General features: G+C 66.7%; 13 protein-coding genes. 6 read left to right on the forward strand and 7 right to left on the reverse strand.

Annotation, left to right across the window (positions count from 1 at the left end; translation table 11 throughout):
• Positions 1-128 precede the first annotated feature (128 nt).
• A complete protein-coding gene (locus tag IB257_RS27165; RefSeq protein ID WP_125473684.1) occupies positions 129-806 on the forward strand; it encodes a TetR/AcrR family transcriptional regulator in 678 nt (225 codons plus the stop codon).
• A 21-nt stretch (positions 807-827) separates the two neighbouring features.
• Here IB257_RS27165 and IB257_RS27170 read toward each other — a convergent pair whose 3' ends face one another.
• From IB257_RS27170 to IB257_RS27200, 7 genes are all read right to left on the reverse strand, one after another.
• Positions 828-1,337 (reverse strand): nucleoside 2-deoxyribosyltransferase, encoded by a 510-nt coding sequence (locus tag IB257_RS27170; RefSeq protein ID WP_192493127.1) that lies wholly within the window; start codon positions 1,335-1,337, stop codon positions 828-830.
• 5 nt (positions 1,338-1,342) lie between these two features.
• On the reverse strand, positions 1,343-1,912 hold the full coding sequence (locus IB257_RS27175; RefSeq protein WP_054455727.1) for a flavin reductase family protein: 570 nt from the start codon (positions 1,910-1,912) through the stop codon (positions 1,343-1,345).
• Positions 1,913-1,922: 10 nt separating this feature from the next.
• The gene (locus tag IB257_RS27180; protein ID WP_082401097.1) at positions 1,923-2,381 is read right to left on the reverse strand and encodes a nuclear transport factor 2 family protein; all 459 of its coding nucleotides are present in this window, start codon (positions 2,379-2,381) and stop codon (positions 1,923-1,925) included.
• A 135-nt stretch (positions 2,382-2,516) separates the two neighbouring features.
• Entirely contained in the window at positions 2,517-3,128 is a 612-nt protein-coding gene (locus IB257_RS27185) for an NAD(P)-dependent oxidoreductase (RefSeq protein WP_054455731.1), read from the reverse strand.
• A 262-nt stretch (positions 3,129-3,390) separates the two neighbouring features.
• The gene (gene panE / locus IB257_RS27190) at positions 3,391-4,317 is read right to left on the reverse strand and encodes a 2-dehydropantoate 2-reductase (protein WP_054455733.1); all 927 of its coding nucleotides are present in this window, start codon (positions 4,315-4,317) and stop codon (positions 3,391-3,393) included.
• A gap of 51 nt (positions 4,318-4,368) precedes the next feature.
• Positions 4,369-5,298, reverse strand: a complete 930-nt coding sequence (locus IB257_RS27195; RefSeq protein WP_054455735.1) for a DedA family protein/thiosulfate sulfurtransferase GlpE — start codon at positions 5,296-5,298, stop codon at positions 4,369-4,371.
• Positions 5,299-5,433: 135 nt separating this feature from the next.
• Positions 5,434-6,075 (reverse strand): hypothetical protein, encoded by a 642-nt coding sequence (locus tag IB257_RS27200; protein ID WP_119449791.1) that lies wholly within the window; start codon positions 6,073-6,075, stop codon positions 5,434-5,436.
• Positions 6,076-6,800: 725 nt separating this feature from the next.
• On the opposite strand from IB257_RS27200, the gene IB257_RS27205 reads away from it, so the two are divergent.
• From IB257_RS27205 to IB257_RS27225, 5 genes are read left to right on the forward strand one after another with little or no spacing between them, the layout of a single operon-like run.
• Positions 6,801-7,832, forward strand: a complete 1,032-nt coding sequence (locus tag IB257_RS27205) for a BMP family protein (RefSeq protein ID WP_082401099.1) — start codon at positions 6,801-6,803, stop codon at positions 7,830-7,832.
• Complete coding sequence (locus IB257_RS27210) at positions 7,829-9,358, forward strand: ABC transporter ATP-binding protein (protein ID WP_054455736.1); 1,530 nt, start codon at positions 7,829-7,831, stop codon at positions 9,356-9,358. The genes IB257_RS27205 and IB257_RS27210 overlap by 4 nt, the downstream gene beginning before the upstream one ends.
• A 49-nt stretch (positions 9,359-9,407) precedes the next feature.
• The gene (locus IB257_RS27215; RefSeq protein WP_192493103.1) at positions 9,408-10,481 is read left to right on the forward strand and encodes an ABC transporter permease; all 1,074 of its coding nucleotides are present in this window, start codon (positions 9,408-9,410) and stop codon (positions 10,479-10,481) included.
• Between the two features lie 10 nt (positions 10,482-10,491).
• Complete coding sequence (locus tag IB257_RS27220; protein WP_054455740.1) at positions 10,492-11,442, forward strand: ABC transporter permease; 951 nt, start codon at positions 10,492-10,494, stop codon at positions 11,440-11,442.
• Positions 11,443-11,491: 49 nt separating this feature from the next.
• The gene (locus tag IB257_RS27225; protein WP_192493104.1) at positions 11,492-12,772 is read left to right on the forward strand and encodes an amidohydrolase family protein; all 1,281 of its coding nucleotides are present in this window, start codon (positions 11,492-11,494) and stop codon (positions 12,770-12,772) included.
• The last annotated feature ends 11 nt before the right edge of the window (positions 12,773-12,783 follow it).

Raw genomic sequence — 12,783 nt, forward strand, 5'->3', positions numbered from 1 at the left:
TGCGCAAACCGGAACCAGTTTGAAAACCGCCGATGGCATAATCCCCGTGTGCGGGCGATGAACCGGATTGCCTGCTGGAAATTTTATGAGCCATTGCTCATATTCGATACTCGCCTTTCACAGTACCCATGACCGCCATCCCACAGCCCCGGAAATCGCCGCGCCAGCTCAGATCCCAGCACACCGTAGAGACGATTTTGCAAGCCACGGCTCGCGTTCTGGCCACCCACGGCTATGCGGGCACCAATACCAATCTGATCGCGGAAACGGCCGGTGTCAGCGTCGGCTCGCTGTATCAGTACTTCCCCAACAAGAACGCCCTGATCGCGGCGCTGCACAACCGCCACGACAACCAGATGCTGGACGTCATCGACTCGGTCCTGGACAGCAATCCCGCGGCCACGCTGCGCGAGCGCGTCGCGGCCATCGTCGAGGCGATGCTGCACGCCCACCTGCTGGAACCCGCGCTGCACCGCGTGCTGGAAAGGGAGTTTCCGCTGTTCGACCAGCCGCACGAACACAGCCGCGCGGACCAGGATATCCACAGGCGCATGCGCCACCTTCTGGAACTGCATCGCGCCGAAATCGCGCAGCAGGACCGGGATCTGGCGACCTATGTGGTGTTGCGCATCATGGAGTCACTGGTGCATGCCGCGGCGCTGGAACCGCCCGCGGGATTCTCGACGCAGCAGTTGGAACAGGCCGTGGTCAACGCGGTGATGGGATACCTGGGCGAACCCGCCGCGCGCCGCGCGCCGCCGAAGGCAGCGAAGGCAGCAAAGGCAGCGAAAACGGCGCGCAGCTAGCCGCGCCATGGTTCGGGACGGTCAGCGTCCCGGTTCGCGGGCCATCTGCGCCAGGCAGTCGGCGGCGCTGCCCGTGACGATGCGGGCGCTGCACGCCAGCATCAGATTCAGGTTCAGGCCGAAGTCTTCCACGGTGTAGCCCTTGGCATCGACCATGCGCGATGCGCCGTCGTCTGCCGCAGCCCCCACCGCCACCTGATCGATCAACGAGCCTGCCTGGCCGGTGTAAGCCCATACCGGCTTGCCGCAGGCGATGGCGTAGCCGACTTCAAATGCCGTGCCCGAATCGGGTTCGGCGCCGCGAAACGGATTGAGGTTCGCCATCACCATGTCCGCGCGCCGGATGAGCGCGACGTTCTCGCGATAGATCCATTGGGCCAGCGCCTGGCCGGACAAGCCCTGCGGCGCTTCATTGTCCAGCGGAAACAGGCCGTCGAAACCGTAGGTGGCGCACAGCGCCTTCAAGCGTTTGCCGTGCGCCGCCGCATCAGGCAGGAACACGTCGAAACCCGCCAGATATACGCTGCGCATCATGGTTACTCCGGATCGGAAACGTTGAAGGCTTCGCCGGTGGCGAAGAAGGAGCCGCCCGCCACGTAATGGACCGAACGGCGCTCGTCGTCGGGGAAATGCCAGCGATTGCCGGAAAACACTTCAGGCGCGGCCCACGCGGCCACGACTTCGCCGATGAAGAGGTCGTAGGCCTGCTGGTTGTGCGGTTCGGGCACGACGCGGCATTCCAGCCAGCCCAGGCAACCGCTGATGAGCGGCGCGCCGATCTTGCTGGCGGGGAAGGTCGTCAGGCCGCTGGCCTGGAATTTGTCTTCGTCGCGCCCGGAATCGGTACCCACCCGCAGCGTGGCGCGGGCCTGCGCGCGCGACGGGATGCACAGCGCGAATTCGCCCGACGCCTCGATCAGGCCGCGCGTGTAGGTGTTCTTGTCCACCACCACCAGCATCTTGGGCGGACTGAAGTCCAGGGGCATGGCCCAGGCGGCCGCCATGACGTTGCGCGCATCGCCATGGGCGCTGGTCACCAGCACCGTGGGGCCGTGGTTCAGCAGCAGATAGGCGCGGGACAGGTCTACGGGTTCGATGCTGGACATGCGGCGCTTCCTAGAACATGCCGTTCTTGTTGGCGGGGTTCTCGGGGATTTCCTGGCTCACGTCCCAGTGTTCCACGATCTTGCCGTCTTCCACGCGGAAGATGTCCATGACGGCCTGGCCCCGGTCTTCCGGTGAATCGCGCCACAGGTTGTGGATCAGCACCAGGTCGCCCTCGGCGATCACGCGCTTGATTTCAACGATGGACTGCGGATGCTGTTCGAAATAGGCGGGAAAGAAATCCACCAGCGGACCAACGCCATCCTGCATGTAGGGGTTGTGCTGGACGTAGTTCGGGCTGACGTACAGGCGCACTGCCTCGTCGACGTCGCGGTCCTGGAACATCATGCGAAAGAACGCCACCACGAGGTCCTTGTTGGACTGGGGTGCGGCCGCGCTAGCCGGCGCGGCTGCCAGACAGGTGGCGGCAACCAGCAGACATAGGGCCAACGATTTCAACTTCATACGCATACGGGGCAAACTCAGGTGTCGGAACGCCGGCTGGCGGTGCGCCAGTTTACAAACAAAAACATGGATTCCGGGCCTTTGCCCCCAATGGAAAAGGGCCTCTTGCCGAGGCCCTTCGTGATCCGCCGACGGCCGGGATCAGTAGCCGACGGTATAGCGGCGGCGCGAATGCTTGGGCGTTTCGAGTTCATCGACCAGCGCAATGGCATAGTCTTCCATCGAGATCCAGCTCTTGCCTTCGTCATCGGCAAGCAGGGTGTCATCGCCCAAACGGAACTGGCCGGTGCGCTCGCCCGGCTCGAACAGCGCCGAAGGCGACAGGAAGGTCCAGTTCAGCACTTTTTCATGGCGCAGCGTGTCCAGGAACACCACGCCGGCGCGCGCCTCGGGCTTGTAGGCATCGGGGAATTCGGGGGTGTCGATCAGCATCTTGCCGGGGGCAACCAGCAGGCTGCCCGCGCCGCCGACCACCAGCAGGCGCGGCACGCCCGCGTCCTTCACGGCGCTCAGGAGCGGCTTGGCGTCCGACGATACGAAGCGCGAAGCGCTGATCACGGCGTCGTGGCCCTTCAGCAACGAGGTCAGCGCTTCGGGATCGGTGGCGTCGCCCTGCTTGATGGTCAGGCCGAGCTGCGGATTCACGTCGGACAGGTTGCGGGCGATGCCCGTGACCTGGTGGCCGCGCTTGAGCAATTCGTCCGCCACGCGCGAACCCACGCGGCCGGTGATTCCGATCAATGCAACTTTCATGGTCTTGCTCCTTGGGTAGGGGAGCCAGAGCCGCCGCAACTTGCGGCGCTACGCTCCGGCTCAGGCAAAGCCATACTATTCGTACAAATCCGATCAAAAAACCAGTAAAACCGGATGAGTTTTTTGCAATTTATGCACCAATACCTGGCAAACCCGCCCGGAACGAACCGAAGACGCAGCCCTGCCGGCGTCTTCGCCGCCGTCAGGCCAGTGTGCTCCCGGCGGGCCCGCTTGAACAGGGGGCCGCCAGACAGGGCGGCGTTCAGGCCGCGGCGCGCTGCGCCTGATAGACCTGCAGATGCGCGTAAGCCGTGCGCAGGTAGGTCGCGTCCACGCCCAGGGTGCGGGCGCGCCGCACCATGTCGCCGACGATGTGGTCGGCCTCCACCGGCAGTCCCTGGCTCAGGTCGCGGAACATCGACGCGGTGACGGGCTGGGTACGGTCGGTAATCAGCTTGCGCGCCGAGGCGTCAGCCTCCGGCCGCACGGCGTGGCCCGACGCCGCGGCAACGGCCTGCGATTCCTGCAGCAGCCCGCTCATGATGTCGATGCCGTCGTCGGTAGAGGCAATCTGCCCGACCGAGCCGCGCATCAGGCAGGTGGCTGCGGCCAGCGTGGTCAGGAACACGTATTTTTCCCAGATGTCCTGGTAGATGTCGGTGCTCAGGCGGCTGACGTATTCGCCGCCGGCCAGGGCCTGTTCCAGCGCGACGCAGCGTTCGCTGCGGGCGGGGCCGGCGCGCTCGCCGAAGACGATGTTGGCGTACTTGCCCAGATGCACCACTTCGCCCTCGGGGCCCAGGGTGGCGTTGATCTGGCACAGTCCGCCCAGCACACGATGCGGCTCGAATTCGCGGTCCAGCACGTCGTACTGCAGCACGCCGTTCATGATGGGCAGCACGGCGGTATCGGGCCCGACCGCGGGACGGATGGCCTCGATGGCGCTGGCCAGGTCATAGGCCTTGCAGCTCAGCACCACCACGTCGTAGCTGCCTTGCAGGGTCTGTTGCGTGACCAGCTGCGGCTGCAGCGTGGCATCGCCCAGCGGGCTCTTGATGCGCAGGCCCTGTTCGCGGATCCGCGCGGCGCGCGGCTCGCGCACCAGGAAGGTCACGTCCGCGCCCGCCTGGGCCGCCCGTCCGCCAAAGTAGCCGCCGGTGCCGCCGGCGCCCAAGAACAAAATCCGCATGCCTGTCTCTCCTTGTAGGCCGCCCGCCGTCTGCGCGGGCTCATGGCGGAATTATGCGCCTTGCGGGGGGAGCGGGTGTTCGTGCTCCTGCCAGGCTTGGTAACCGCCGCGCAAGGCCCAGGTCTTGGGGTAGCCCGCGGCGCGCAGCCGCGACGCCAGCAGCGCTGCCGACACCTCGTTGGGGCAGGCGCAGTACACGACGATGTCGGATTCCAGCGCCTGGGCATCCAGCCGGGGTAAGGGCGCTTTCAGGTCCACGGCGATGGCGCCGGGGATGCGCTGCTCTTCGCGCACCGCCTCGGGGCGCACGTCGAACACCAGCGCATTGCGGCCGTCCTGGCGCCACTGCATCAGCTCGTCCACTGACAGGCGCGGAATCACGCGCAGGCTGCGCAGCAGGATCCGGCGCCGCAGGAAGCGCGCCAGGATGTACAGCGCCAGCACCGCCGCCAGCACGCCCAGCCCCATCGCACCGTAGGTGCCTAGGATTTCCAGCACATCGTTGACCACGTTGTGGAACAGGCCGCCCAGCAGCAGGGCCGAACCCGACCAGATCAGGGAGCCCACGATGTCGTAGCCCAGGAAACGGCGGTAGGGCGTACCCGTCAGGCCTGCCATCACGGTGGACAGCGCCCCCGCGCCAGGCAGGAACTTGCACACCAGCAGCGCGCGCACGCCGATGCGCAGGTACAGGCGCTGCGTCTGCCGGATGCAGGAGTCCTGCGACAGCGACATCTTGCAGATCACGCCCAACAGGCGCGAGCCGTAGCGCTGGCCGGCCACGTACCACAGGCTGTCGGCCAGCAGGCAGGCGACCGTAGCCGCCATCCAGGGCACGAGCCACCCACCCGCGCCGGCCAGAGCGCCGGCGGCAATCAGCATGGGATAGGCGGGCACCGGCAGGCCGGCCTGCTCGACCAGCACGTTGGCGAACACCAGCCACCCGCCGTACTGTTCCAGCAGCAGTTGTATATCTTGCATGGGGTCTTCCAGCTTGCCACGCCACGCGCGCGGCTCATGCCTGGGATTTTAGGCGCGCGGGCCCTGGATCGGGGTGTGGGCAGCCGCAACGGCCCGTTCCATGCATCGAATTTCGTTCAGTCTGGGCTGGACGGTTCAAATCGCCGCGCATTCAGCCCATCTCGCTGGCAAGGAGTCGTGATGGACGAGCCAGCGGTTGATGCCCGGATCGATCCAATCCAGGACCTCCTGGATATCGCCATGGATATCCTTCACCGAAGGCTCTACCCACAGCAGCGGTTCATGGTGCATGACCCGGTTGCGCAAATCCCGAATGCGGTTCAGGGACGAACTGATCGGGCCACGTCGGCGCTTGGCTTTCGGACAGGTGGGAAAGGCCAGGAGGAGGCGCCCCCATAACGTGCGCCCATGCTGGGCATTGAACAGCCGCGTCCACGATCCAAAAGTCAATTCGGCAACGATCTTGTCAGTAGTGACGCGTTCCCGGCGTCGCTGGATCTTGATCCCCGCGTCTCCCACCGCCACGTGCAGCCACTCGAACTCAGGGGAGGGCAGACCATTCCACCAGTCGGCGCTTCCCATCGACCTGCTCAGGCTTCGATGGACGGCGTTGCGAAGAACGATCTCCATTGTCTGCAAGGCGGGCATCAGCGCCTGCGCCAACCGGACATTGTGATCGTAGGCAACGGCCGCCCGCAACGCGTCTCCGCCATAGCTGTTCAGATAGCGCCCCATTCGCGGGGCGGAGAACACCGTTTCCCGCAGTTTCCATTCCATTAGTCCTATTCTCCCCTTCCAAGCAGGGCGCTCCTGCACACATCGCCGAAAGCTTGGTTGAAAGTCATGCTCAAAAACGGTACAGTCAACGCGCTGCCCTAGAAAAGCCACTCCCAGATGTGAATGCTGGTGATGCAACTAGGTCCGAACGATGGCCCCACTTCGGTGGGGCCTCCCTATTTGTGCGACCGATACGTCAAGTCGGCCCGCACCGCCGCCACTCTCTCAGACTGGCGTGTACCTGCCCGCTCTGTTTCCTTCGCCCGTGTGCAAACAGAGTTCAAGGCCCAATAATGAAGCGTCGCCAGGATTCTTGCCCCCTGCCCAGATGAAATTTCAGACTCCCTGAACTTTGACCTGGTTACGCACTCTGTCCACCCCTTGGCAGACACGCACCGCTCTGGTGCCACCAATCCCCGCCAGGGTGCCTATAATCCTGCCCGGCCATCAGGTTTCCCCGACTTGTCGCGGGAATGCCCCATGGCATACAACTTGCTTCGCCAGGGCTGGCTGCGAACCCGACCATTCGGATGGGGCGCGTCGCCTGGCGCTCCCCATCCGATGACCGATCCCACGCCCTCGTTTCCGTACGCTAGTCCCGGCACGCCTGCCGGCGGCGGCCATATGGAACGGGGCCGCGGCCGCGCGCGCGCCAGCCGCGCGCGGGCCAGCGCCCATCGCCTCCAATTCCCATCCCTTTCCCTCCCTTCGCAGGAGTCACCCGCATGAAAGCCTCTTCCACCCCGTCCGTCGCCGGCATCGCCCGCCGCGGCCTGCTCAAGCTGGCCGCAGCCGCCGCCGGCGCGCTGATGTTCTCGGGCGCCGCCCTGGCCCAGGCGCCCGCCAAGACCAAGGTCGCCGCCATCTACACGGTGCCGGTCGAACAGCAATGGGTGTCGCGCATCCACAAGGCGCTGGTCGCGGCCCGCGATCGCGGCGAGATCGAATACACGTTCTCGGAAAACGTCACCAACGCCGACTACGAGCGCGTGATGCGCCAGTACGCGGAACAAGGCAACAAGCTGGTGGTGGGCGAGGCCTTCGCCGTGGAAGCCGCCGCCCGCAAGGTGGCCAAGGACTATCCGCAGACCGCTTTCCTGATGGGCTCCTCGGGCAAGCCGCAGCAGCCCAACTTCTCGGTGTTCGACAACTACATCCAGGAACCCGCCTACCTGACCGGCATGATCGCCGGCGGCATGAGCAAGACGGGCAAGATCGGCCTGGTGGGCGGCTACCCCATTCCCGAAGTGAACCGCCTGATGCACGCCTTCATCGAAGGCGCCAAGGAAGTGAATCCACAGGCCGAGTTCACCGTGACCTTCATCGGTTCCTGGTTCGATCCCCCGAAGGCCAAGGAAGCCGCCTTCGCCATGATCGACAAGGGCGCGGACGTGCTCTACGCCGAGCGCTTCGGCGTGTCGGACGCCGCCAAGGAACGCGGCAAGCTGGCCATCGGCAACGTCATCGACACGCAACAGCAGTATCCGGAGACCGTCGTCGCCTCGGCGCTGTGGAGCATGGAACCCACCATCGAGGAAGCGCTCAAGCAGGTGCGCGCCGGCACGTTCAAGGCCGACGACTACGGCCAGTATTCTCTGATGAAGCACAAGGGTTCGTCGCTGGCGCCGCTGGGCACCTTCGAAAGCAAGATTCCCGCCGACCTGATGGCCAAGGTCCAGGCCAAGCAGAAGGCCATCCTGGACGGCAGCTTCAGCGTCAAGGTCAACGACAAAGAACCCAAGTCCTCGGCACGATGAACCACGCGCCTCTCGCCCTGCAACTGACGGGGATCACCAAACGCTTTGGCAGCCTCACGGCCAACGACGACATATCGCTCACGCTGCGCCAGGGCGAAGTGTTGGCCTTGCTGGGCGAGAACGGCGCCGGCAAATCGACCCTGGTGTCGATCCTGTTCGGCCATTACGTGGCCGACGCCGGCAACATCGAAGTCTTTGGCCAGGCCTTGCCGGCCGGCCGGCCCGACGCCGCGCTGGCGGCCGGGGTCGGCATGGTGCATCAGCACTTCACGCTGGCCGACAACCTGACCGTGCTGGACAACATCATGGTCGGCACGGAATCGCTGTGGAAGCTGGCGTCCGGCCGCGGCAAGGCGCGCCAGCGCCTGGTTGAACTCGGCCAACGCTTCGGCCTGGGTGTGGATCCGGACGCGCGCGTCGGCACGCTGTCAGTCGGCGAGAAGCAGCGAGTCGAGATCCTGAAGGCGCTGTACCGCGGCGCGCGCGTCCTGATCCTGGACGAGCCGACCGCGGTGCTCACGCCGCAGGAAGTGCAGGACCTCTTTGCCACCCTGCGCGGCTTCGTCGATGAAGGCCTGGCCGTGATCTTCATCTCGCACAAGCTCGACGAAGTCATGGCGGTGTCGGGCCGCGTGGCGGTGTTGCGCCAGGGCAAGCTGGTGGCCGAGCGCGAAACCGCCAGCACCAGCCCGGCCGAATTGGCCGAGCTGATGGTGGGCCGCAAGGTCGTCATGCCGCACGCCGAAGCCGTGGCCGCGGCCGAGCAGGCCGCGCCCGTAGTGACCTTGTCTCAAGTGACCGTGCGCGACGGTCGCGACGGGGCGACGCGCCTGGACAGCCTGGACCTGGTTGTCCACAAGCACGAAATCGTGGCGATCGCAGGCGTGGCCGGCAACGGCCAGCAGGCGCTGGTGTCGGTGCTGACCGGCCTGCGCCAGCCCACCGACGGCACCATCCGCCTGGGCCCCGAGCATGCGGCGGCGCCCACGACGCCGGCCGGCTGGACCGCGGCCCACGTCGGCCGCATCCCTGAAGACCGCCACGGCGAAGGCGTGATCGGCGACAGCCCCTTGTGGGAAAACGCCATTGTCGAAGACCTGAAGGACCCGCGCTTCGCGCGTTGGGGCCTGATCCGGGCGCGTGCCGGCAAAGCCTATGCCCAGGCCCTGGCCAAGCAGTTCGACGTGCGGGCCGCGTCGCTGGACGTGCGCACCCGCAGCCTGTCCGGGGGCAACATGCAGAAGCTGATCCTGGGCCGCACGCTGGCGCGCGAACCGCGCTTCATCGTGGCCGACCAGCCCACCTGGGGCCTGGACATCGGCGCCGTCGCCTACGTGCGCGAGCAGCTCCTGGCGGCGCGCACGCGCGGCGCGGGCGTCCTGCTGGTATCCGAGGACCTGGAAGAGATCTTCGCGCTGGCCGACCGCATCGCCGTGCTGTGCGGCGGCAAGCTGATCGCCGTGAAGCCGGTGTCCGAATGGACGCCCGCCACGGTGGGCCTGGCCATGACGGGCACGCAGGGATGAAAACCCGCTGCGTCCCGCGCGTCTCCACTACCTATCGAGCATTACTCGCATGAAACTGATCCTGGAACGCCGCCCGGAGCCCAGCCGCCTGGCGCTGGCCCTGGCGCCCTTCGCGGCCATCGCCTTCACGCTGGCGGTCTGCACCCTGCTGGTGGCCTGGGCTGGCGCCCCCGTGGGCCGCACCTATGCCTTGCTGTTCGAAGGCGCGTTCGGCTCGCGCTTTGCGCTGTCCGAAACGCTGACCCGCGCCACTCCGCTGATGCTGACCGGCCTGGCCTGTGCAGTGGCATTCCGCGCGCGCTTCTACAACATCGGCGCCGAGGGCCAGCTATATCTGGGCGCACTGGCCGCGGTGGCGGTGGGCGGCCTGCATGACGGCACCGGCTTCGGCCTGCCCGTGCCCGCGCTGTTTGCCGGCATGATGCTGGCGGCAGCCCTGGCCGGCGCCTTGCTGCTGCTGATCCCCGCCATTCTCAAGACCCGGCTGGGCGTGGATGAAGTGGTGACCACGCTGCTGGGCAACTTCATCGTGCTGCTGTTCGTGTCGATGATGCTGGACGGCCCCATGAAGGATCCCATGGCCATGGGCTGGCCGCAGTCCGTGGCGCTCAACGGCGACCTGGAGCTCGGCAAGCTGATCGAGCGCACCCGCGCCCATACCGGCCTCTTGTGGGCGGCCGGCCTGGCGCTGGGACTGTGGCTGCTGAATCGCTACACCGTGTTCGGCTTCCAGATGCGCGCGGTCGGCGCCAACGCACACGCCTCGCGCTTCCTGGGCTTGCCGGTGAACCGTGTGATGCTGGGCACCGCCATGCTGTCGGGCGCGCTGGCCGGCCTGGCCGGCGCGATCGAAGTAGCGGGCCGCACCGGCTACGTCACGCTCGATATGTCGCCGGGCTATGGCTACACCGGCGTGGTGGTCGCCATGCTGGCCGGCCTGCATCCGCTGGGCGTGATCCTGGCCAGCCTGTTCGTGGCCGGCATGCTGGTGGGCGCGGACAGCATGAGCCGCGCCATCGCGGTGCCGAACTACATCGCCGACGTCATCGTCGCCACTTCGTTGCTCGCCATGCTGGTCGCGACGCTATTTGCGCAGTACCGCCTGCGCCGCAACCGGGCCTGAGGAGCGCGCCATGGAATGGATGGATCTGATGAGCTCGTCGGCGTTCTGGGTGGCGGTGCTGCGCCTGGCGACGCCGCTGATACTGGGCACGCTGGGCGTGCTGCTGTGCGAGCGCGCGGGCGTGCTGAACCTGGGCATCGAAGGCATCATGGCCGCCGGCGCCTTCACCGGCTGGCTGGTGGTGTACCTGGGCGCGCCGCTCTACGTGGGCGTGCTTGCAGCCGCGTTTGCGGGCGCCGTGTTCGGCCTGCTGCACGCCGTGCTGACCGTGCCGCTGGGCCTGTCGCAGCACGTGTCCGGCCTGGGCGTGACGCTACTGGCCACCAGCCTGAGCTACTTCGCCTACCGCGTCACGTTTCCCAGCGTGAACACGCCGCCCACGATCACGCCGTTTGCGGAAATGAAGTTCCTGGACGGCATTCCGCTCATCGGGCCGGTGCTGGCGGGGCAGACGCCCATGACCTTGCTGGCCCTGGCCGCAGTGCCGATACTGGCCTGGGTGCTGAACCGCACGCCCGTCGGCCTGGCGATCCGCATGGTGGGCGAAAACCCGGCCGCGGCCGAAGGGCAGGGCCTGTCGGTGACGCGCCTGCGCATGGGCGCCATCGTGGCAGGCTCCGCACTGATGGGCGTGGCCGGCAGCTTCCTGACGCTGGCGGCGTTCAACGCCTTCTTCTTCAACATGGTCAACGGCCGCGGCTGGGTTTGCGTGGCGCTGGTGGTGTTCGCGTCGTGGCGGCCCGGCAAGGCACTGCTGGGCGCGCTGATCTTCGCCTTCTTCGACGCGCTGCAATTGCGCATGCAGCAAGGCGGCGCAGCGCTGCCCGGCCTGCCGGAGTTGCCGTACCAGGTCTACCTGATGCTGCCCTACGTCCTGTCCATCCTCGCCCTGGTGGTAATGGCGCGCCGCGCCGCCTACCCGCAAGCCCTGATGAAGCCCTACCGTAAAGGTGAGCGCTGAAGGCTGCGCGCAGTACCATGAACAACAGAAACCTTCCGCAAGGAATTCCATGCTCGATCTGATTCTTAGACATTGCACGCTGCCCGATGGCCGCCAGAACATCGACATCGGCATCGCCGGCGGCCGCATCGTGGCGCTGGAGCCGGCGCTGAAGGCCGAGGCCGCGCAGACCGTGGACGCGGCGGGCCAGCTGGTGGCGCCGCCTTTCGTCGACGCGCACTTCCATATGGACTCCACGCTGTCCTTCGGACTGCCGCGCGTGAATCAGTCCGGCACGCTGCTGGAAGGCATCGCGCTGTGGGGCGAGCTCAAGCCGCTGTTGACGCAGGAAGCGCTGGTCGAGCGCGCGCTGGCCTATTGCGACTGGGCCGTGGCGCGCGGCCTGCTGGCCATCCGCTCGCATGTGGACGTGTGCGATCCGCGCCTCCTGGCCACGGAAGCGTTGCTGCACGTGCGCGAGAAGGTCAAACCCTACCTGGACCTGCAACTGGTCGCCTTCCCGCAGGACGGCGTGTTGCGCGCCCCCGGCGCCCTGGACAACCTCAAGCGCGCGCTGGACATGGGCGTGGACGTGGTGGGCGGCATTCCGCACTTCGAACGCACCATGCAGGACGGCGCGGAATCGGTGCGCATCCTGTGCGAACTGGCGGCCGAACGCGGCCTGCGCGTGGACATGCACTGCGATGAAAGCGACGACCCGCTGTCGCGCCACATCGAGACGCTGGCGTACCACACGCAGCGCCTGGGCCTGCAAGGCCGCGTGACGGGTTCGCACCTGACGTCCATGCACTCCATGGACAACTACTACGTCTCCAAGCTGATTCCGCTGATGCGCGAAGCCGGCGTGTCCGCCATCGCCAACCCGCTGATCAACATCACGCTGCAAGGCCGCCACGACACCTATCCGAAGCGCCGCGGCATGACGCGCGTGCCCGAGCTGCTGGCCGCTGGCGTGCCCGTGGCTTTCGGCCATGACTGCGTGATGGACCCCTGGTACAGCCTGGGTTCGGGCGACATGCTGGAAGTGGCGCACATGGGCCTGCACGTGGCCCAGATGACGGGCCAGGACGCCATGCGCGCCTGTTTCGAAGCCGTCACCACCACGCCGGCCAGGATCCTGGGCCTGGACGAGACCGGCCTGGCCGTCGGCAAGCGCGCCGATCTGGTGCTGCTGCAGGCGCGCGACGCCGTCGAGGCGCTGCGCCTGCGCGCCACCCGCCTGATGGTGCTGCGCGCGGGGCAGGTAGTGGCGACCACGCCGCCCGCCACCGCCACCCTGAACCTGCCAGGCCGTCCGAGCCAGGTCAGCTTCCAGACGCCGGCCCGCTGAGCGCGTCGGGC

Source organism: Achromobacter sp. ACM03 (genome assembly GCF_014851665.1).
GTDB lineage: Bacteria > Pseudomonadota > Gammaproteobacteria > Burkholderiales > Burkholderiaceae_B > Achromobacter > Achromobacter aegrifaciens.